At 70.0% G+C, this 18,502-nt stretch carries 22 protein-coding genes and 2 pseudogenes; 16 read left to right on the top strand and 8 right to left on the bottom strand.

The features are described 5' to 3' along the window. Window positions 1-11 precede the first annotated feature (11 nt). Entirely contained in the window at window positions 12-854 is an 843-nt protein-coding gene (locus ACFYXE_RS07220) for an RNA polymerase sigma factor SigF (protein WP_389311357.1), read from the bottom strand. Between the two features lie 298 nt (window positions 855-1,152). On the opposite strand from ACFYXE_RS07220, the gene ACFYXE_RS07215 reads away from it, so the two are divergent. The 8 genes and pseudogenes from ACFYXE_RS07215 to ACFYXE_RS07180 all read left to right on the top strand — a co-directional run. Continuing rightward, complete coding sequence (locus tag ACFYXE_RS07215; protein ID WP_361174412.1) at window positions 1,153-1,566, top strand: ATP-binding protein; 414 nt, start codon at window positions 1,153-1,155, stop codon at window positions 1,564-1,566. Window positions 1,567-1,803: 237 nt separating this feature from the next. Next, window positions 1,804-2,484, top strand: coding sequence for a hypothetical protein (locus tag ACFYXE_RS07210; protein WP_389309830.1), 681 nt, complete (start codon window positions 1,804-1,806; stop codon window positions 2,482-2,484). A 100-nt stretch (window positions 2,485-2,584) separates the two neighbouring features. Next, a complete protein-coding gene (locus ACFYXE_RS07205) occupies window positions 2,585-2,896 on the top strand; it encodes a hypothetical protein (RefSeq protein ID WP_389309828.1) in 312 nt (103 codons plus the stop codon). A gap of 68 nt (window positions 2,897-2,964) precedes the next feature. Then, window positions 2,965-3,159: a hypothetical protein gene (locus ACFYXE_RS07200; protein WP_389309825.1), complete on the top strand. Its 195-nt coding sequence runs from the start codon at window positions 2,965-2,967 to the stop codon at window positions 3,157-3,159. Between the two features lie 99 nt (window positions 3,160-3,258). Then, window positions 3,259-3,831, top strand: coding sequence for a GNAT family N-acetyltransferase (locus ACFYXE_RS07195; protein WP_389309823.1), 573 nt, complete (start codon window positions 3,259-3,261; stop codon window positions 3,829-3,831). A 96-nt stretch (window positions 3,832-3,927) separates the two neighbouring features. Next, window positions 3,928-4,671, top strand: a complete 744-nt coding sequence (locus ACFYXE_RS07190; protein WP_389309820.1) for a DsbA family protein — start codon at window positions 3,928-3,930, stop codon at window positions 4,669-4,671. A gap of 58 nt (window positions 4,672-4,729) precedes the next feature. Then, entirely contained in the window at window positions 4,730-4,864 is a 135-nt protein-coding gene (locus ACFYXE_RS07185) for a hypothetical protein (RefSeq protein ID WP_389309817.1), read from the top strand. 486 nt (window positions 4,865-5,350) lie between these two features. Next, window positions 5,351-5,443 (top strand): annotated as a pseudogene (locus ACFYXE_RS07180) (AAA family ATPase); the annotation flags it as partial. Between the two features lie 85 nt (window positions 5,444-5,528). On the opposite strand, the gene ACFYXE_RS07175 reads toward ACFYXE_RS07180, so the two are convergent. The 3 genes from ACFYXE_RS07175 to ACFYXE_RS07165 are packed head-to-tail and all read right to left on the bottom strand — an operon-like array spanning window position 5,529 to window position 8,122. After that, window positions 5,529-6,362, bottom strand: a complete 834-nt coding sequence (locus ACFYXE_RS07175; RefSeq protein WP_389309814.1) for a MerR family transcriptional regulator — start codon at window positions 6,360-6,362, stop codon at window positions 5,529-5,531. Between the two features lie 12 nt (window positions 6,363-6,374). After that, entirely contained in the window at window positions 6,375-7,169 is a 795-nt protein-coding gene (locus tag ACFYXE_RS07170) for an ABC transporter permease (protein ID WP_389309811.1), read from the bottom strand. Then, the gene (locus ACFYXE_RS07165) at window positions 7,166-8,122 is read right to left on the bottom strand and encodes an ATP-binding cassette domain-containing protein (RefSeq protein ID WP_389309808.1); all 957 of its coding nucleotides are present in this window, start codon (window positions 8,120-8,122) and stop codon (window positions 7,166-7,168) included. The genes ACFYXE_RS07170 and ACFYXE_RS07165 overlap by 4 nt, the downstream gene beginning before the upstream one ends. Before the next feature lie 171 nt (window positions 8,123-8,293). Between ACFYXE_RS07165 and ACFYXE_RS07160 the strand changes: the two genes are divergently transcribed. The 3 genes from ACFYXE_RS07160 to ACFYXE_RS07150 all read left to right on the top strand — a co-directional run bounded on the left by ACFYXE_RS07160 (window position 8,294) and on the right by ACFYXE_RS07150 (window position 11,609). Continuing rightward, window positions 8,294-8,932, top strand: coding sequence for a TetR/AcrR family transcriptional regulator (locus ACFYXE_RS07160; RefSeq protein WP_389309805.1), 639 nt, complete (start codon window positions 8,294-8,296; stop codon window positions 8,930-8,932). After that, entirely contained in the window at window positions 8,929-9,375 is a 447-nt protein-coding gene (locus tag ACFYXE_RS07155) for a Dabb family protein (RefSeq protein ID WP_389309802.1), read from the top strand. Before ACFYXE_RS07160 ends, ACFYXE_RS07155 begins: the two co-directional genes overlap by 4 nt. A 653-nt stretch (window positions 9,376-10,028) precedes the next feature. Further along, window positions 10,029-11,609, top strand: coding sequence for an MFS transporter (locus ACFYXE_RS07150; RefSeq protein ID WP_389309800.1), 1,581 nt, complete (start codon window positions 10,029-10,031; stop codon window positions 11,607-11,609). Window positions 11,610-11,826: 217 nt separating this feature from the next. Here ACFYXE_RS07150 and ACFYXE_RS07145 read toward each other — a convergent pair whose 3' ends face one another. Further along, window positions 11,827-12,093, bottom strand: coding sequence for a GlsB/YeaQ/YmgE family stress response membrane protein (locus ACFYXE_RS07145; RefSeq protein WP_361167069.1), 267 nt, complete (start codon window positions 12,091-12,093; stop codon window positions 11,827-11,829). A 287-nt stretch (window positions 12,094-12,380) separates the two neighbouring features. On the opposite strand from ACFYXE_RS07145, the gene ACFYXE_RS07140 reads away from it, so the two are divergent. The 4 genes from ACFYXE_RS07140 (at window position 12,381) to ACFYXE_RS07125 (ending at window position 15,246) form a co-directional block, all read left to right on the top strand. After that, complete coding sequence (locus tag ACFYXE_RS07140; protein WP_361167066.1) at window positions 12,381-12,773, top strand: YciI family protein; 393 nt, start codon at window positions 12,381-12,383, stop codon at window positions 12,771-12,773. Window positions 12,774-12,908: 135 nt separating this feature from the next. Then, a complete protein-coding gene (locus ACFYXE_RS07135) occupies window positions 12,909-13,310 on the top strand; it encodes a hypothetical protein (RefSeq protein WP_389309796.1) in 402 nt (133 codons plus the stop codon). A 371-nt stretch (window positions 13,311-13,681) separates the two neighbouring features. After that, a complete protein-coding gene (locus tag ACFYXE_RS07130) occupies window positions 13,682-14,257 on the top strand; it encodes an RNA polymerase sigma factor (protein ID WP_389309793.1) in 576 nt (191 codons plus the stop codon). Further along, window positions 14,254-15,246, top strand: coding sequence for a hypothetical protein (locus ACFYXE_RS07125; RefSeq protein WP_389311454.1), 993 nt, complete (start codon window positions 14,254-14,256; stop codon window positions 15,244-15,246). The genes ACFYXE_RS07130 and ACFYXE_RS07125 overlap by 4 nt, the downstream gene beginning before the upstream one ends. A 111-nt stretch (window positions 15,247-15,357) precedes the next feature. Here the strand turns inward: ACFYXE_RS07125 and ACFYXE_RS07120 are convergent. After that, window positions 15,358-15,636: pseudogene (locus ACFYXE_RS07120) on the bottom strand (SDR family oxidoreductase); the annotation flags it as partial. Here ACFYXE_RS07120 and ACFYXE_RS07115 point away from each other — a divergent pair. Then, on the top strand, window positions 15,629-16,126 hold the full coding sequence (locus ACFYXE_RS07115; protein ID WP_389309791.1) for a cupin domain-containing protein: 498 nt from the start codon (window positions 15,629-15,631) through the stop codon (window positions 16,124-16,126). The pseudogene ACFYXE_RS07120 and the gene ACFYXE_RS07115 overlap by 8 nt on opposite strands. Window positions 16,127-16,165: 39 nt before the next feature. Here ACFYXE_RS07115 and ACFYXE_RS07110 read toward each other — a convergent pair whose 3' ends face one another. Together ACFYXE_RS07110 and ACFYXE_RS07105 are read right to left on the bottom strand one after the other, a co-directional pair. Further along, window positions 16,166-17,269 (bottom strand): cation diffusion facilitator family transporter, encoded by a 1,104-nt coding sequence (locus tag ACFYXE_RS07110; RefSeq protein WP_389309789.1) that lies wholly within the window; start codon window positions 17,267-17,269, stop codon window positions 16,166-16,168. Between the two features lie 156 nt (window positions 17,270-17,425). After that, a complete protein-coding gene (locus ACFYXE_RS07105) occupies window positions 17,426-18,469 on the bottom strand; it encodes an alpha/beta hydrolase family protein (RefSeq protein ID WP_389309787.1) in 1,044 nt (347 codons plus the stop codon). Between the last annotated feature and the right edge of the window lie 33 nt (window positions 18,470-18,502).

Raw genomic sequence — 18,502 nt, 5'->3', positions numbered from 1 at the left:
CGGGCCGCGGGTCAGCCCGCGGGGGTGAGCATGCCCGCGCGCAGGCGTTCCAGCGTGCGGGCCAGCAGGCGCGAGACGTGCATCTGGGAGACGCCGAGGCGCTCGCCGATCTGCGCCTGGGTCAGCTCGTCGACGAACCGCAGGTGGAGGATCCGCCGGTCGCGCTCGGAGAGCTCGGCGATCAGGGGGGCCAGGGCGTGGAAGTCCTCCACGAGCTCCAGCGCCGGGTCCTCCTCCCCGATGAAGTCCACCAGCGGCGACTCGCTCTCGTCGGGGTCGCCGTGCACGGCGGCGTCCAGGGAGGTGGAGCTGTAGCCGTTGGAGGCGACCTGGGCCTCGATGACCTCGTCCTCGGAGAGGTCCATCAGGGCGGCCAGCTCCGCGACCCGCGGGGCGCGGCCGAGCCGGGTGCTGAGCTCCTCCTTGGCCTTGGCGAGCTCCACCCGCGCCTCCTGCAGCCGGCGCGGGACATGGACGGCCCAGGAGGTGTCGCGGAAGAAGCGCTTGATCTCCCCGACGATGTAGGGCACGGCGAAGGTGGCGAACTGCGTGTCGCGGGACAGCTCGAAGCGGTCGATCGCCTTGATCAGGCCGATCATGCCGACCTGGACGATGTCCTCCATCTCGTCCGACCGGTGCCGGAAGCGCCCGGCCGCGTAGCGGACCAGGGACATGTTCATCTCGATCAGGGTGTTGCGCGCGTACTGGTGCTCGGCCGTGCCCTCCTCCAGCGCGGCGAGCCGGGCGAAGAACACCTTCGACACGTCCCGGGCGTCCTGCGGAGCCATGTCCTCCGGCGCCGTGATCTCCGGCAGCCGCACGCTCCCGGTCCTGGTCCGCGTGCCCTTCACCATCGCCATGTTGCCCTCCTGGTCGGCCGTCTCCGCGCGTCCGCCGCCGCCCCTTCCCGGGCGCCGGTGCAAGCGCGGGTACCCGCAAGTGATCACTTCATGTCCGCGGATCGCACAACTCCCCTCAGCCACGGCCGTGTTACCGGTGAGTCGGCACATCAGCCCCGCCAGGAGGCGTTGAACCCGGCATTTTCGGGCAGGAGATCTCCTCGTACGGCCATCACCCGGCACGGCCACCACCCGACACGGCCACCACCCGGTACGGCCATCCCGAGGAAGCTCCCGATGAAGGAGGAGGCTGATGCGGACACAGCACATACCGTTCGAGACCGCTCGGCCGGAGACGGCCACCTTCGACAAGCGGCCCGAATCGGTCACCGAGGCGCGGGACGTCACCCGCGCCTACCTCGCCGGACTCACCCCGGCGGTCGACGATCAGGTCGCCGCGACCATCGAACTCGTCGTCTCCGAGCTCATCACCAACGTGGTGCGCCACGCGCGCGGAGCCCTGTGCTCCCTCCGGCTGGAGGCCTGGACCGACGGCATCGCGGTCGCCGTCCGCGACGCGGACCCACGCCCGCCCCAGGAGCGGGCCCCCGACCTGGTGGGCGGCACGGGCGGCTTCGGCTGGCCCATGGTCCAGAACCTGTCCCGGACCGTGAGCGTCACCTTCGGCGCGTCCACGAAGACGATCCGCGCCGAGCTCGCGCGCTAGGCCGCGGGGCGGGGCGCCCGCGGAACGTGCCGGTCGAGTGGCCACGGGTGCGGTGGACCTCCCGGCGGCCGCGGGAGCGTCGTCGCCGGCCACGACGCCGACGGCACGGATGACGCCGACGACGCCGACGACGCCGATACAGAACGCGGACATTCTGAAGATCACTCCAAGACCGGGTCAGCCCTAGTGTCGTCGGTGCCGCAAGACACACCGCCACCGACATCCCTGGAGATCCTCATGCGTCCGCGTCGTGCCGTCCGGTCCGCCCGCCTCGTCCTTGCCGCGGTGGCCGTATCGGCCCTCGCCGCCACCGCCACGGCGTGCGGCCCCGACGACACGTCGAGCGCGGACACGTCCACGAGCCCAACCGCGAGCAGCGGCAAGGGTGGTGGCTCCGCCAAGGACGGCTCTTCCGACGGCTCCGGCTCCGGCTCCGGCTCCGGTGACTCCACGGGCAAGGCGGGCACCGGGGCCGGCGAGGACAAGAACGCCGGCAAGAAGGACGGCTACGGACAGGCCTGCGGTACCAACGACCTGACCTTCACCCTCACCGAGGAGTCCCAGGCGGGCGGCTACTACCTCGTCGCCGCCAAGGCCAAGTCCGGCGTCAGCTGCTCCCTCGACGTCAACACGCCCAGCGTGTCCTTCGGCTCCGGCGCGGCCGGTGTCGCCTCTCCCGTCGGGCAGGGCGGGGAAGACCCCATCAAGCTCAGCGGATCCGCCGTCGCCTACACCGGTATCAGCCCCAAGAGCACCAACACGGACGGCGGCGTCCAGTTCGAGAGCGTCATCGTGAGCGTCACCAATGACGATCCCAACCCGGCCGAGCTCAAGCTCCCCTCGCCCGCCGACGTCGACAAGCCGATCGTCACCAACTGGTCGACCGACCGCGCCGAGACCGTCCCCGTCATCGCCTGACCCACCACACCGTCCTGCCGTCTCCGCGGGGCCTGCGACGCCCGGCTTGGTAGTGTTCCCCGCTTTACGGCAGACCGCGACTGATCATCAGGGAGAGCACGTGGCGAAGAAGGACGACTCCACGGACGCGGCGCGGGCGAAGGACCGCGAGAAGTGGATGGCGCGTTTTCAGGTACGGCTGGCCATGCAGCCGGGCGTGGACCGGGCGGTGGTGCTCCGGGCGGTCGGGGAGGTCACCACGCACTGCGAGGAGTCCGGAACGGACCCCCGGACCGCCTTCGGCGACCCCGACGTCCATGCCGCGCAGGCCGCGGAACGCCTGGTGCCCGCGGACCGGGCGGCACACGCGAAGCGGCGCAACGCGGTAGTGGACACGCTGAGCTCCTTCTTCAAGAAGACGGGCGGCCCCTGAGTTCTGTCCCGGATAGAGCTCAGACGAAGCGATATCGGCCATCCATCGGCACACGAGTTGAGGACTCCATGACCAAGCAGACCCTTCTCCGCCCTGTCTTCGGACTGATGGCGCTGTGCAGCATCGCGACCGTACTCGTCCTGGGGCCGTCCGCCACCGCGCATGCCGACGACATCGGACTGAAGTGCCCCGGCGGGTGCGCGCAAAGGACGCCCGTCGTCACGGACACCACCGGAACCCTGCCGTCGGGCAACCGGGCATGACGAGGGTGAAACTCGTACGGACCCCGTAGCACCATCCGAGGATCCGGGGCCTCCTGCGGCACCGGCAGGGGCACCTCCGCACGTGGATACGCTCCTCACATGCGTGATCAGGACCTGGTGGGTGGACGGATACAGACCGAGCGTCTCTCACTGCAGCGTCCGGTCGAGGCCGACATCGGCGCGATCCTCTCGATCCACCGTGACCCGGAAACCTGTCGGCACAACCCCTCCGATGCCCTCACCCGGCTTGAAGAGGCCGCAGCGCTCTATCGGCGATGGGACGCACAGTGGCAGCGTCACGGATTCGGGTACTGGGTCGTCCGCCGACGTGATTCTCCCCGTCACATAGGATTCTGCCGAATCAAGCCGACGGAGCTGCACGGTACGGAAACCCTCAATCTCTTCTACCGCTTCACCCCTGCCGTCTGGGGCCACGGCTTCGCCGCCGAGGCGGCGACGGCAGTGGTTGGCTGGGTCTCCCGGAACGCTCCCCACCTACCGCTGATCGCCCGCATCCGACCGGCCAACATCGCCTCCCAGCGCGTGGCCATCAGTGCCGGCCTGAGCCGCATGCCCCTTCTCGACACCACGGGACATGACGGCCTCGACTGGATCTACGCGGCGACTTCGCACCTCACCGAACCTCACCCTCCATTTCGCGTTGACGGTTGAGTCGTCGGCGGAGCAGGTGGCCGGAAGTCGATATGGGCGTGCGATCCGTGCCCGAGATCGCTTAGTGTGCGCGCTCCAAGGGGAGGGGATCGTCAGATGGGGACGGCAGGAGGACGGGTCGCCGTAGCGGCCGCGTGCTCGGTGCTCATGGTCGCGGGGTGCGCGACGAAGGCGGAGCACACAGAAGGCGAGGCGGCTGCCAGCAGCGCGTCTTCGCCACGGCAGCACGCGTACGCGGACGTCGATGATCTGCCGGAGAAGCTGGCCGCCGACGGCACGACGGTCATGGTGGGAGACCCCGGTGCGGCGACAGCTGTCCAGGTGTACTCGGACCCGCGCTGCCCAGTGGTCGAGGAATTCGAGTCGACCGGCGCTCGGGCGCTGCGCGAGATGACGCTGCGCCACAAGATCAGGACCGAATACACCCTTGCCTCCTTCAGGGACGACCGCGTGGGCGGCGATGGCTCGAAGCGGGCCGTCAACGCGCTGCGCGCCGCGCTGGAGCGGGGAAAGTTCGCCGCGTACTACGACGTGCTCTTCGAGAACATGATCGAGAACGAAATGGCGGGCGGATACACCACGGCCTCCCTCCTGGAGCTCGCCGACCAGATTCCGGGGCTCCGGAACAAGACCTTCGACGCCGCCGTGCGGACGATGAAGTACGAACGGTTCGTGGCCGCCTCGCAGACCGCTTATGAGAAGGCCGGGGGCGACAAGGAGCCGCGGGGTCCTGGGACCCCCACGGTCGCCGTCAACGATGCCCGACTCAGGGGGACGCTGCGCGGGTTGCTCTTCGATCAGGAGCTGTTCCACCAGTACCTGGCCGCGGCTCCCAGCTAGGCAGCGTGACAAGTCACCGGGGCCGTGCCGTCGGCGCTGGCGTGCATGAGTGACCGACGTGATCGTTCTTCATGGAGCCTGGCACCGGCCCGCTCACTACGCCGAACTCGCCGCCCTGCTGCGCGCCCGGGACCTGTCCGTGGAGGTTCCCGACCTCTACGACCCTTCCCTCGCCCAAATGCTCTGTCGGTGAGTCACGATGTCGCTTGTCGTTGAGCGCGGATGGCACCGTCGTGTCGGCGAAGACGATGTCGTCGAGATTTAATGGCAGTTGGGGCTGTGTTGCGGTGGGACGATGTCTGTGCTGCTCCCGCTGGGGGCACCGATGCGCCCCTCGAAATCCAAGGCCGACTTGTACGCGGCGATCCCCCGCCGGGACCACCGCGCCGGCATGTTGATGCGCGCTCTGCAGCGCAAGTACGGCGTGACCTGGCAGACGGTCCGTAAAGCAGTGGTTCTGGTCTGGCCCGAGCCCCGCAAGAACCTGGCCCACGCCTGACCAGACTGGATCCCTACGAGCCGCTGATCGACGAGATGCTCCGCAGAGATCCGGATGCACCGCCGAAGCAGCGGCACACCGCCAAGCGGGTCCTCGACCGGCTGCTGGACGAGTATGCCGCGACGGAGATCTCGTACCAGATGGTCCGCGGCTACACCGCCACGCGTCGTGGAGAGCTCCGAGAGGCTGCTGACCAAGACGATCGCCCGCTACGGACGCGTCGATCTCCTCTGTATTGACGAATCAGAGTATAGGGAACTTGATCGCAGGGGTGACCTTGCCATCGGCCACCACCGGACGACCGCTCTGACAGACCGGCCGTCGCCGGCGCCCCTGCCCAGCAGTACCCCGCCCGCGGTCACAACTCGCCCTGGAAACGCCGCACCGCAGCGTCTGCCTTCCGCGTTCCGGCCGTATCCCGTGCTGAGTTCACGCGCTCAAGCTTGGTCCAGCCGGTCCAGCCTCGGTTCTTCAGCAGCTCGATCAGCCGGCGGGCCGGCGGCAGAGTGTCGAACACATGTGTATCCAGCAACTCGGCGAACGGTGGCTCGATGCCGGTGTCGTCGATGTAGAACTCGCCCTGCTCGTCGGCCATCCGCGTGATGTAGGCAGCCAGCTCGTCGGCCAGTTCGACCAGCCGCAGGTCGTCGTCCGTGCGGTCGAGAGCTCTGCTCAAGGTGAGGTAGAAGTCGATGATCTGCGGGTCGGCGATCTGCTCCCGCTTGCGTGCCATCCACTCCGGAACTCGCTCGGGTGAACGCGCGGCCAGCGGGATCCAGCCGTCGCGCTCGACCTGGACAATCCGTTCGTCGACCCCGAGCTCCCGCAGCCGGTCGAGGTATTCGACCACCTCCTGGGGCAGTGCCAGGCTGTCCCCGGCGGCGAGGCGGGCGATCCGCTCGCGGTGCCGCTGCCGCTCCCGGATCTCCGCCCGCAGCCGCTTGTCGATATCTGCGACCGCCGCGGCGAACTCCTCCTCGTCGGCCTGCAGCAACTCCCGCACGCGCGCCAGCGGTACCCCGGCCCCGGCAAGGGTCCGGATCTTGACCAACTCGACCACGGCGTCGGCGCCATACCTCCGATAGCCGGAGTGGTCCCGCTCCGGCTCCGGCAGCAGCCCCTTGGCGTGATAGTGCCGCACCGCGCGCACCGTCACTCCGGCACACGACGCCAGCTCGCCGATAGTCAGCATCGGAGCAGTCTCCTAGTTCGCAGCCCGGGTCCGGTAGAGACGCCGCGACCAGAGGTAGCCGACCAGCCCGATCCCCACACACCAGCCGATGGCCCGGAGCACGTCCGAACCATCGGGCGATCCGGCCAGCAGACCGCGGAAAGCGTTCATGATCGGCGTGAACGGCTGGTACGCGGCGAACCACCGCAGCCCGGTCGGCATCGACTCGACCGGCACGAACCCACTGCCCACGAACGTCAGCAGTATGAAGATCATCGGCCAGTTGCTCGCGGCCTCCGGGTTCGGGCTGGCCAGCCCCAGCGCCACGGCGAACCAGGTCATCGCGAACGACAGCAGCGCGAACAGACCGATCAGGCCCGACCACTGCATCGCCGAGGCGGCGGTCTCCAGACCGAGCAGGAACGCCACGCCGAAGACCGTTGCGAGTGCCAGCGCAGTCTGGATCATCGCGCCCAGCACGTGGCCGGTGAGCACCGAGACCTTGGCGATGGCCATGGTGCGGAACCGGTCGATGATCCCGCCTGTCATATCGGTGGCGACCGAGACCGCGGTGCTGATGGACACGCTGGCCACCGCCATCACCAAGATCCCGGGAGTGATGAACGTCAGGTAGCCGCCGCGGTCCCCCGCCGGGGCTCCGGGCAGACCGGCGCCCATGGTGGAGCCGAAGACGTAGACGAACAGCAGCAGGAACAGCAGCGGCAGGCCGATCAGCATCAGCGTCTGCGACGGGTACCGGGCCATGTGCTTCAGGTTGCGGCGCAGCATGGTCGCCGAATCGCGGACGGCATACGTCGCGCTGTTCATGCCGGCACCTCCTCGGGTGACTCACCGGCGGTGGAGTGGTCGGTGAGAGCCAGGAACACGTCATCCAGGTCCGCGGTATGCACGGCGAGCCCGGTGACCGCGTCGTCGTCGATCCCGGCCAACAGCCGTCGCAGCGTGGCGAGGCTGCCGTCGTGCGGCAGGGTCAGGGTGAGCGCCGCGGCGTTCGGGTTCGCCTCGGGGAACTGGCGCGCCAACTCGGCCAGCCGTTCACTGTCGGCGGCCTGAAGCTCGACATGACCGCCGGGGACCAGCCGCTTCAGCTCGGCCGCGGTGCCCTCGGCGACCAGTCGGCCCCCGTCGAGCACACCGATCCGGTCGGCGAGGTGGTCGGCCTCCTCCAGGTACTGGGTGGTGAGGAAGACGGTGACCCCGTCGGCCACCAGCTCGCCCACGATGCCCCACAGGTCACGGCGGCTGCGCGGGTCGAGGCCGGTGGTCGGCTCGTCGAGGAAGATCAGCCGCGGCCCGGCCACCAGGGTCATCGCCAAGTCCAGCCGCCGCTTCATACCGCCGGAGTACGTCACCGCGCGCCGGTCGGCGGCATCAGTCAGGTGGAACCGCTGCAACAGGTGCTCCACCACGCTCTCCGCCTGGCGCCGGCCGAGGTGACCGAGGTCGGCCATCAGCCGCAGATTTTCCCGCCCGGTCAATAGCGCGTCCACGGCGGAGAATTGCCCGGTCACCCCGATCGACGCACGCACCTGGTCTGCCTCACGGCGTATGTCGTACCCGGCGACCCGAGCCTCACCGGCGTCCGCGGGCAACAACGTGGACAGGATCCGGACCGTGGTGGTCTTGCCGGCCCCGTTGGGTCCGAGCAGGGCGTAGACGGTGCCTGCGGGGACGGTCAGGCCGACTCCGGCGACCACCTCGTGGTCGCCGTACGACTTGCGCAGCCCGGCGACCTCGATCGCATTGGTTCTCGTCGTCATGCCAACCATGCTGAGAGGTTGCCCCTGCGTCAGGGTCAACTGGTGCGCCGTTGATCTGCTCGGGCGGCGGCCCACCGACGCGCTGACGCCTCTGGCCGTACCCCTTGACAGGTCGCGGCGCACGCAAAATACTAACGCCGTTAGATTTTCTAACCGCGTTAGGGGTTTGTGGTGGGGAAGCGGGAAGAGGTACGTCGGCGGACGTTCGCCGAGATCCTGGAGACGGCGGGCCGGATGGCCGAGACCGAGGGCTGGCGGGCGGTGACCATCCGGCGGATCGCCACCGAGATCGGCTACAGCGCGCCGGTGATCTACCAGCACTTCCCGAGCAAAGAAGCCCTGCTGCACACGCTGCTGGAGCGGGTCAACGCGGAGCTCGCCGAGCGACTGCGGGCGGCGGTGGACGGCCAACCGGCCGCGCGGGGACCGCACTTGGCGGCCGTCGCCTACCTGGAATTCGCCCGGACGCGCCCCGTCCTCTACCAACTCATGTCGGGCGCACCCGGCACGGACGTCGACGCCGCCACCCGCCGCGCCGCCGCCGGCGACGTGATCGCCTTCACCAGGCGACTCATCGGCGCGTGGGCGGCCGAGACCGCAGCCGATCTTCCCGGTCCCGGCGTCGAGGACGCCAGCGACCTGCTGTGGGGCACGCTGCACGGCCTCGCGGGCATCGGGGCGATCGAGGACGTCGGCTTCGACCGGGCCCTGCGCCTGGCCGACCAGGCGGTGACCGCGCTGCTCGGCTACTGGTCAGGGCCGCCCACGAACCCCGAACACCGTCCCCGGACCGTCAAGGGAGAGAAATGATCTACCACCACAATCGCTTCACCTTCAAGGCGACGGCCACCCCCCGACAGCGCGAGGAAGCCCTCGCCAGCCTGCGCAACCAGGGCGAGTCGATCGACGCCGTCGCACGGTACGTCGTCGGCAGGGACATCGGCGGCGAGTTCGAGTACGGCGCCGTCTTCCTCCTCGAGGACCTCGACGGGTACTGGGAGTACCTGATGGCGCCCTCACACGCCCACACCGACCGGATCGGCCTGCCGCTGCTGGAGTCCTTCGTCTCCTACGACACCACCGACAGCGACGACCCCCACATCGCCCAGAAGATCGCCGACCTGCACGCGCGGCGCTACGCGGGTGACCCGGCCCTCACCAAGCTGGTGGCCGACCTCCCCTCGTACACCGGAAGCAGCGCGCCGACCCCCACCGTCCCCGACGACGCGCACCAGCCCGCCCGACGGGCCTAGCTCCCCGCCGCGACGCACGCGCCGCACGGTGCGCCAGAGGTCTACGTCACGTGGTGAGGGGGTACCCGGGGGAAGCACAACAGTCGCTCCTCCCCCACCCGCAGGGAGGGGCGGCCTTGAACGCCCTGGTGCCGCGCCGACGGCGCCGGGGCGCGGACGGTCGCAGGCAGGTGCCACGGGCGTGGGCGGGGAACGGTCCGTATGCGCCGACGCCTGCGACCGTCCCGCACATCGCGCCCCACGCCGCCTGCGGCCGTCCCGCACACCGCGCCCACTCCGCGTGCGTACCGTCCGCATGCCGTCCGTACACCGCGGCTCGTCCACCGCCCGCTGCGGAGCCGACCGACGGTGCCGTACCGTGGACGTGGTGCCGCGCCGAGGACATCGGCGTCGGCGCCGAGCTTCCTGTTCCTTCTGTGGCGATCTTCGAGGTGTTTTTATCCCCCAGGCCCGGTAGCGGTCCGCAGTTCCCCGGCGTGTCGAGTGTTCGCACGTGTCCGGGGGCGGATTCGCGTTGGCCTGAGTTGTTCGCCCACCGCCGTACGGCACTTCCCGGGTGCAGCTCTGCCGTCTGCCCCGGGCTTGATGTGTGTCGACTCCTGCGCGGCTGAGGGCAGGGCTCCCCCGATCTCTTCGGATCAGGAGTCCCACCAGTGACCTCCCCCGCGCTCGACGACGAGCCGCAGCCCACCGCCGCACCCACCGAACGCACCGCACCCACCGAACCCGGCGCATCGACCGAACCCACGGAACCCACCGAGACCCCGGCTGACTCCCCGTCGGGTCGACCGCCGAAGTCCGCCCTCGCCGCCCGGATCGCCCTCGTGGTCCTCCTGGTCGCCGAGCTCATGGACATCCTCGACCAGTCGGTCGTCCTCACCGCCCTGCCCGCGATCCAGTCCTCGACCGGGGCCGGACCCGCGGCGGTGCAGTGGCTGAGCGCCGGATACTCGCTGATGGTCGCCGTCGGGCTGATCACCGGCGGACGTCTCGGCGACCTCCACGGCCGACGCAAGGTCCTCCTGACCGGCACCGTCGTGTTCACCGCGGCCTCGCTGGTCTGCGGCCTCGCGACCGGCCCCGGCATGCTGATCGCCGCGCGCGTGCTCCAGGGCGCCGGAGTGGCCCTGATGATCCCGCAGGTCCTGGCCACCCTGCACGTCACCTTCGAGGGCGAGAACCGCAGCCGGGCCTTCGGGCTCTACGGAGCGGTCCTCTCGCTCGCCAACGTCCTGGGACCGGTCCTGGGAGGCCTGCTCACCGAGGCCGACCTGTTCGGGCTGTCCTGGCGGCCGATCTTCCTGATCAACGTGCCCGTCGGCCTCGCCGTGCTCGTGCTGGGGCGCAGGTTCGTCCCCGAGTCGACCGTGCGGAAGGCCGACCGGCTCGACCCGGCCGGCATGGTGCTGTCCGCACTGGCCATCGTGCTGATCCTCTTCCCGCTCACCGAGGGCCACACCCACCACTGGCCGCTGTGGTGCTTCGTCATGCTCACCGCGGGTCTCCTCGTGCTCGGCGTCTTCCTGCGCCACCAGCAGCGCAGGCAGGGCGACGCACCGCTCGTGGCGCTGTCCCTCTTCCGGGGCCGGGCGTTCTCCGGCGGGCTGTCCGCGCAACTGCTGCTGGGCGTGCTGTGCGGGCTGTTCTTCATGACCTGGACGCTGTATCTGCAGCGCGGCCTGGGGATGAGCCCGTTCCACGCGGCCGTGGCCTTCGTGCTGCTCGCTCTCGGCGAGCTGGCCGGTGCGACGACCGTGGCGAGGAGCGCCGGGCGCTTCGGCCGGCGGATGCCGCAGGCCGGAGCCCTCATCGCGCTCGCCTCGATGGCCGCGTACGGTCTGCAGGTCGGCGGCCGACAGGCCGACCTGACCCTGTCGGCGATGACCGTGCCGGTGGTGCTGATCGGCTTCGGCCTCGGCATGGTCGGCGGCCCGCTCGCCGACATGGCGCTGGCCCGCGTCCCGCACGAGAACGCCGGTTCCGCCTCGGGTCTGTTCAATACCGCCATGCATCTGGGCATCGCTCTCGGCACCGCGCTGACCGCCCTCATGTTCTTCACCGTGACCGACGGCTCGGCCGACGGCGCCGTCAACCGTGACGCGTTCACCGGCGTGCTGTGGGCGGTCTGCGGCCTCCTCGCCGCGATGTGGGCCCTGATGTTCTGCCTGCTCGGGCGCGCGGACGGCAGGGACGGGCGACGGCACGGCCGGGACGAGCAACAGTCCCGGGGCTGAGTACCGCCGGTAGACGCAGTGAAGGCCACCTGAGAGCCAGGAGGGGGGAGTCCTGGGGGGTTCTCTCAGGTGGCCGAGCCTGCGCGGGACGCCGGCGCGCTTGCGCCACTCCCGCATCCGCCGGGTTCCCCTGTCACGCGCTGTTACGCACGTCTCGGGCATCCCGGCGCCTCGGGCATCCCGCCTCTTGGCGCCTTCCGTCCGGCGCCCGAGTCGGTCAGCGTGACCGCTGGCCGGTCACCAGGCGGTAGATCACGAGCACGATCACCGAGCCGACGATCGCGGCGATCCACGTGGACAGGTGGAAGAACCCGTTGATGGAATGGACCCCGAAGATCACCTTGCCGAGCCAGCCGCCGAGCAGGCCGCCGACGATGCCGAGGAGCATCGTGACGAGGCAGCCGCCCGGGTCCTTGCCCGGCATGAGCGCCTTGGCGATTGCGCCCGCGATGAGGCCGATAAGAATCCAGGCGATGATGCCCACGGTAGGTCCTTTGCTGTCGAAGTCCGGCGGTCCTCCCGCCGGGGGTACGCACCGGTCACTCCTCATCGGCGACCGGCTAATTCCAGCTATCCGCTGATAAAAGCTATACACAGGACCAAAGTCCTGTTTACTCCGGCTGGTCCACCTGGCGGTTGAGCAGGGCTTACACGCCCGCGCCCGCCTCCGCGCAATGCGGCGCCGGAACGCCGATGACTTCCGCGGCGTGCGGCCGTCTATCCCAGTGCAAGCCCGAGACGTCCATCAGCCGCCCCGAAAGGGTGAGGGAAATGAAGTACATGATCCAGATGAACGTGCCGGCCGATCAGTGGGACGCCGTCATGTCGGGGTATTCCGAGAAAGACATGGAAGCCATGTTCGCCCACATGAACGCGCTCAACGAGGACCTCGCCGCTGCCGGGGAGTGGGTGGAGGGACAAGGCCTCGGTGGTCCCTCCCTGGTCAAGACGGTGCGGGCGGGGGACGACGGACGGCACCAGGTGACCGACGGGCCGGCCTACGCGGGCTCCGTCCTGGCCGGGTACTGGGTGGTCGACGTCAAGAGCGAGGACCGCGCCCTGGAGATCGCGGCGCGGGCGTCGGCCTGCCCCGGCGCCGGCGGCAAGCCCAGCAACGACCCCGTCGAAGTGCACCCGATCCCCGAGCACCCGACCCAGCCCTGAACCGGCCGGGCCCGGGCGGCAGCGTTCCCGGCCACCGGATCGCGCCGCCTCCCCCACGGCCTGTCCGCCGCGGCCGCCGTCTGCGACGCTGGTGACCGGGTTCGATCAGGGGGGCAGAGGATGTTTGCGGAACCAATGGCGCGAGCCGTCGTGGAACCGGCGGTACGCGAGCTGCTGCGGCAGTACCCCCGTGGCCGGCCCTTCGCCACGACGGTCACGTTCGGCGGCGACGACTTCAGCATGTGTGCCCACGTACGGGCGCAGTGGGCGGCCCCCGGGCAGGCGCAGATCGCCCTGGCATGTTGGGTGGTCAACAAGGACACCGCGCGCTATCTCGGGGACAACCCGCCTGCCGAGGAGGAGATGCGCCTGCCCCCGGAAGGCACGGCGCAATGGGACGAGGAACTGACCGGCCGGGTGATCGGCCACCTCGCCCGTCGCCTGAACGCCGTTGCGACTGCCCTGCCGACCCCGGACGAACACCTCACCATCGCCGTACCCCTCGGCCCGCTTCTTCTGCAGGATCACGGGGACTGACCTCAGGGGCGTGCGGTGAGCCGGCCGCACACCGCACCGGCCTCTCGGGCCCGAGTTTCCGGAAGAGTTCACGGAACAGAGGCTTCCGCCCTCTCAGTCCATACCGGGCCCCTTCACGGCGGGCCAGGGAAGACCGGCGGAGAAGGGGAAGCGATGGATGTTCCTACGGCTGTGGTGACCGCGGTGTGGCTCGTGTGCGGCAAGGCCTGTGCCGTGCTCGCACTGTGGCTGCGCTGGCGTGCACGGCGGATGCGGTACCTCACCGGTGTGGTGGGCGCGGTGCACCGCGCGGGAAGGGTCGAAGTCGACGACCGACGAGGGCGGTTACGCATCACACTGGTCGGCGCGCCGCCCGAACCCGGCAGGCCGGCATGAGCGATCACCACGCGGGCGACGGCAGCGAACGTCCCACGACCGTCCCGGCCAGTGACAGCCCTTCGCTTCGGCGCCGCCGTCTGCAGGCCACGGTCGACGAGGAGTTCGCCGCCTTCTACCGGGCGACCATCCACCGGCTGACCGGCTTCTTGATGCACCACGGCGCCGCGCTTCCCCTCGCCGCGGACATCGCGCAGGACACCATGATCAAGGCCTACCGGCGCTGGGGGCAGATTCAGCAACCGAAGGCGTGGGTCCACACCGTGGCGTCACGCGCTCTGGTGCGGGCGGCTGCCGAGGTGCGCGAGGAACCACGTGAACAACCTGAGCCCAGCTCGCTGCTCCCGGCACCGGACGCCTTCGCGCAATGGGAATTGCGCCACGACACCGTGCAGTTGCTGAAGACCCTGCCGTATCGCCAGCGCCAGATCATGGCCTGGACCCTCAGCGACTACTCCCCTTCGGAGATCGCGGTCCAGCTGCGGCTGACGCCCGAAGCCGTTCGGGCAAGCCTGAAAAAGGCACGTCGCGCGCTCGCACACCATGCTCCGGACGAGGGAGGGAGCACATGAGGGACAAGCACCGGAACCCGGAGGACGGGGCAGTCCCGCCTCGTTGGCAGATACTCGGGGTGCGGGAACTCCACCGCCACCTGCTGGGCACCCTGGACGTCGAGGCCGGTCTGCGCGAAGTTCTCCTGCCCTCCCGGTACGAGGATTTCGTGGACGGCGTCGCCCACGTCCTGGACATCGACGCGGGACTGCGTGAAGTCCTGGCTCCGGGCCCGCTTCCCCCCGACGTGCCGGCGGACCGGATCTCCCACGTGAACCACCCCGAGGCGATCGTGGAACTGCTCGGTTCCGTCGACCCGCGCCTCCGCATGCGGGTGCGCACCGATCCCGATGTGCGGCCGCGCCACCGGGTCCACTCCCACCTCCGGGCGCTCCGCGATGCCCTGGATCGTGCCGACGTACTCATGGCCGAGGACGACGAGGTCACCCACGAAGCGGCTCGCCCCGCACCCTCCCTGGACGGGCTGCTGACCAAGGCCCGCGCCGGCGCCCTGGCTGTCGTCAGCGGCATCAACCGTGTCCGGGACCGAGAACACGCCCTACGCCGAGAGGACGACGCCGTCCTCATCCGGGCCGGAGCGCGGGCGCAGGACATCGCTCGGCGTCTCACGCAGCTCGACGGCGCGGGCCCGCCGGAACCGGGCCGTCGTCTCGGCGACATCGGTCGGGACGCCGTTGCGCTCGAACTGATCTGGTCGGACGTGCTGCGCCAGTCTCTGGCGCTGGTGGCGGAACAGCCTCTGCCCCTCATGACGCCCGTCATGCTGGAGGCCTTCATGAACGACTTCACCCTGTGTGATCTGCGGGGCGCACACCTCGACCACCGTGCGCTGACGGGTGTGCTGTGGTCCGACCGAGGCACGACGTGGCCGGCCGGTATCGACGCCGACGCGCTGAAAGCAATGTCCGTCGAGAAGCCGGCCGGCAGCGGCATCTACCGCGTCCGCTTCAACCCGCCCACCCTTCTCGGCCTGAGCGAGCCGGCCTGAGGAGGCCCGGACCGGCCGGGCCCGGGTGGACGCGGCCCGGGACTGTCCCTCAGGCAACCGGGCGGATCCGAGCGGCAGATCCGGTAGGCGTACTGCCGCCATCCGCTCCGGCGTCAGGCCCTGGTGCTCGCCGATGGGCGTGTCGATGGCGCCGGGGGCGACCGCCGCCACCCGGATCCCGCGAGGCGCCAGTTCGACGGCCCAATTGCGGGTCAGCAGCTCCAGCGCGGCCTTACGGGCCCGGCGGCGTCCGCGTACGGAAATTGACCCACCTTTTGGGCCGCACAATGCACCTCCCGACAGGTCTATCGGCTTCCTAAAGTTGTGTTCACAAGGCGCCGGGAGAGCCCGGAACCGCAGCTCACAGGCAGGAACAACCGTGATGAACACGCAGAGCGCACCCAAGGCCGTCCTCACCCGCGCCGCCACCGCCGAGACCACCGCGGACCCCAGCAGCGTGATGACCCTGCTCGCGGACCACGGCACGGCGGGCAGCGACCTGACCAGCTACCGGTCCACGTTCGCCCAGGGTGCGGTCGGTGCTCCGGCGCACTTTCACACCAAGGCCTCCGAGCTGTTCTTCGTCGTGGACGGTGCCCTGCGGGTCCTGATCGACGACGAGGTGAAGGTCCTGGAGAAGGGGGACTTCCTGCTGGTGCCGCCGCACACCCCGCACGCCTTCGCCGCGGCCCCCGGCCGGGAGGCGGATGTGCTGTTCGTCTTCGGCCCGGGCATGCCGCGCTTCGACTACCTGCGCCTGCTGGGGCGCGTGATGCGCGGCGAGGCAGGCTTCGAGGAGATCAAGAACTCCTCGGAGCTGTACGACAACCACTACGTCGACAGCCCCGTGTGGCAGGCCGCACTGCGCAACGCCCAGTGAGTCGGCCCCGTCGGGCCTCTGCATCCGCGCACCCCGCACTCAGCCCGTGAGGTCCGGGTCCACCTCGGCGCCCGGCAGGGGCGGCGCCTCGGTGATGTCGAGGAACACCTGGTCGGCCTCCGGCCAGCGCTCGGCCACACCGGACTTGATGCGCTCCATGACGAGTTCCACGACCTCGCTGTCCTGGCCGGGCGCGAGGTCGATGCGCGCGGCGACGAGCGTCGAGTCCATGCCGAGCCGCATCGTGAGCAGGGTCGCGACGCGGTCGATCTCGGGCTGCTCGGCGAGGAACTCTCCGATTTCCCGGCGCAGTTCGGGGTCGACGGACTCGCCGATGAGCTGGGCCCTTGCCTCGGCACCCAGGCGGTAGGCCACCGCGATGAGCAGCAGGCCGATCGCCACGGAGGCGGCAGCCTCGTAGACGATCTCGCCGGTTGCCATGTGCAGCCCCATGCCGATCATGGCGAGGGTCACGCCGAGCACGGCGGTGCCGTCCTCGGCGATCACGGTGCGCAGGGCCGGGTCGGAGCCGATGCCGCCCTCCTGGTGCCGCACCTGCCACAGGGCTCGGACCAGGGAACCGCCTTCGGCGAGGAAGGCGACCCCGAGCACGACGAGGCCGATGATGTAGCCGGTCGTCGTCTCCGAGCTCTCGGAGCGGAGTGCCTCGACGCCCTGGAAGATGGAGAAGCAGCCGCCGGTGACGAAGATGCCGACCGCGGCGAGCAGCGACCAGAAGAAGCGCTCCTTGCCGTAGCCGAAGGGGTGCTGGGGGTCGGCCGGTTTGCGGCTGCGGCGCAGGGCGGCCAGCAGGAAGACCTCGTTCATGCTGTCGGCGATCGAGTGGGCGGCCTCGGAGAGGAGTGCGGGTGAGCCCGCGAACAGTCCGCCCGCCATTTTCGCCAGGGCGATGACCAGGTTGGCGGCGAGCGCCACCCAGACGGTGGTCTTCGTCTCCTGATCCTTCGACTGTCCCTTCGCCTGGCCCTTCGCCTGGCCCTTCGGCTGCCCCGGCGAATGGTCCTTCGACTGACCGTCCGGCTCGTCCTTCGACGACGTGTCCCTGGCGGTCCGTCCGCCTGGCGCTCGCTCGGCCGATGCCGGGGTGCTCGACAGGTGCTCGGTCGGCGGCTTGGCGGTCATCTGGCCTCGCAGTTCTGGGGAGGGGATCAACGGTGCTTGCAGAGGGCCAGCACGCCGTCCGGGTACCCCGCAGGTGGGACTCCAGACGAGGAGAATCCTCGTGGCGGGCGCGAGCCGGTCACACGATCGTCTGGGGGCCCGGAGAGCAGGACGTCCTCAGCCGAGTTCCTGGAGGAAGTGCCGTTGGGCGTCCAGGAATCCTGCCGCGAAGAGCGAACGGGGCGCGAAGAGCGCGGTGAGCGTGGTCTTCAGCTCCGACTGCTCGACGGACCGCTTGAGCAGGGAATGCGTGGCGTCCGGGTAGCGCGCGACCGTCAACGCGCCGCCCGCGTCAAGGACCTTGCGGTAGACGCGCTCGGTGTCGGCGGTGTCCACGTTGAGGTCATGGCCCGCGAGGGTCAGCAGGACCGGTACGCCGCGCAAAGCGCGGAGGTCCCGCGTGGCGTCCGCGGTGTAGTTCCTGGAGATGAAGCCCCAGCGGTCGGCGGTCATGCCGTCGGCGTCGCCGCCCATCGCCCCGACGTACTCCTCGAAGGTCGCGTGGCGTTCCAGCAGGCGGCGGGTGGTGTCGCTGTCGGCGGTCTCGGCCTTGACGCGGGCCGCCGAAGCACCGTCGGCCCGCAGCTCGGCGAGGAGGTTGTACCGGCCCTGCCGGAGCCAGTTGACAGCGGGCGAGACGGCGACGACGAAGCTCACGGACGTCTTGGCGGCGATCTTCGGCAGCACCCAGCCCGCCTGGCTGGCGCCCCAGAGGCCGATCCGGTCGCCGTCGACGTCCGGGCGGGCGCGCGCCCAGGCGATGGCGGCGGCCGCTTCCTCCGCCCGGTCGTCCATGGACTGACCGAGCCAGTCGCCGGGGGCGCCCGCGACGCCGGGCTTGTTCCAGGACAGGGAGGCGTACCCGGCCTTGGCGTTGGCCTCCCACAGCGGTCGATAGCCGTCGTCGTGGGTCGCGTCGACCGGACCGTCGCCGTGGACGTACACGACCAGGCCGTGCTGCTTGCGGCCGTCCCTGGGGAGGGTCAGGACCCCTTCGAGGGTGTGGCCGCCGTGGCGGATCGAGACCCGCCGCTCGTCCATGTCGTAGGAGTTCTGCCACAGCACCACACCGACGAGGCCGGCGGCCAGGACCAGGGCGGAGACGAGTGACCAGACAGCGATGCGGATCCCGCGCCGTCGGGGCGGGGCCTTCGGGCACATGGTGCGATCCCTTCGGTCGGGCGCGGTCGATGC

Source organism: Streptomyces sp. NPDC002564, from assembly GCF_042889645.1.
GTDB lineage: Bacteria > Actinomycetota > Actinomycetes > Streptomycetales > Streptomycetaceae > Streptomyces.
This window is presented reverse-complemented; position numbering and strand designations above follow the sequence as displayed.

What these genes read in the sequence shown, in the direction of transcription:
- ACFYXE_RS07220 (WP_389311357.1), bottom strand. Translation starts at nt 854, where the DNA reads ATGGTGAAGGGCACGCGGACCAGGACCGGGAGCGTGCGGCTGCCGGAG.
- ACFYXE_RS07215 (WP_361174412.1), top strand. Translation starts at nt 1,153, where the DNA reads ATGCGGACACAGCACATACCGTTCGAGACCGCTCGGCCGGAGACGGCC.
- ACFYXE_RS07210 (WP_389309830.1), top strand. Translation starts at nt 1,804, where the DNA reads ATGCGTCCGCGTCGTGCCGTCCGGTCCGCCCGCCTCGTCCTTGCCGCG.
- ACFYXE_RS07200 (WP_389309825.1), top strand. Translation starts at nt 2,965, where the DNA reads ATGACCAAGCAGACCCTTCTCCGCCCTGTCTTCGGACTGATGGCGCTG.
- ACFYXE_RS07195 (WP_389309823.1), top strand. Translation starts at nt 3,259, where the DNA reads ATGCGTGATCAGGACCTGGTGGGTGGACGGATACAGACCGAGCGTCTC.
- ACFYXE_RS07190 (WP_389309820.1), top strand. Translation starts at nt 3,928, where the DNA reads ATGGGGACGGCAGGAGGACGGGTCGCCGTAGCGGCCGCGTGCTCGGTG.
- ACFYXE_RS07175 (WP_389309814.1), bottom strand. Translation starts at nt 6,362, where the DNA reads ATGCTGACTATCGGCGAGCTGGCGTCGTGTGCCGGAGTGACGGTGCGC.
- ACFYXE_RS07170 (WP_389309811.1), bottom strand. Translation starts at nt 7,169, where the DNA reads ATGAACAGCGCGACGTATGCCGTCCGCGATTCGGCGACCATGCTGCGC.
- ACFYXE_RS07165 (WP_389309808.1), bottom strand. Translation starts at nt 8,122, where the DNA reads ATGACGACGAGAACCAATGCGATCGAGGTCGCCGGGCTGCGCAAGTCG.
- ACFYXE_RS07155 (WP_389309802.1), top strand. Translation starts at nt 8,929, where the DNA reads ATGATCTACCACCACAATCGCTTCACCTTCAAGGCGACGGCCACCCCC.
- ACFYXE_RS07140 (WP_361167066.1), top strand. Translation starts at nt 12,381, where the DNA reads ATGAAGTACATGATCCAGATGAACGTGCCGGCCGATCAGTGGGACGCC.
- ACFYXE_RS07135 (WP_389309796.1), top strand. Translation starts at nt 12,909, where the DNA reads ATGGCGCGAGCCGTCGTGGAACCGGCGGTACGCGAGCTGCTGCGGCAG.
- ACFYXE_RS07130 (WP_389309793.1), top strand. Translation starts at nt 13,682, where the DNA reads ATGAGCGATCACCACGCGGGCGACGGCAGCGAACGTCCCACGACCGTC.
- ACFYXE_RS07125 (WP_389311454.1), top strand. Translation starts at nt 14,254, where the DNA reads ATGAGGGACAAGCACCGGAACCCGGAGGACGGGGCAGTCCCGCCTCGT.
- ACFYXE_RS07115 (WP_389309791.1), top strand. Translation starts at nt 15,629, where the DNA reads ATGAACACGCAGAGCGCACCCAAGGCCGTCCTCACCCGCGCCGCCACC.
- ACFYXE_RS07110 (WP_389309789.1), bottom strand. Translation starts at nt 17,269, where the DNA reads ATGACCGCCAAGCCGCCGACCGAGCACCTGTCGAGCACCCCGGCATCG.
- ACFYXE_RS07105 (WP_389309787.1), bottom strand. Translation starts at nt 18,469, where the DNA reads ATGTGCCCGAAGGCCCCGCCCCGACGGCGCGGGATCCGCATCGCTGTC.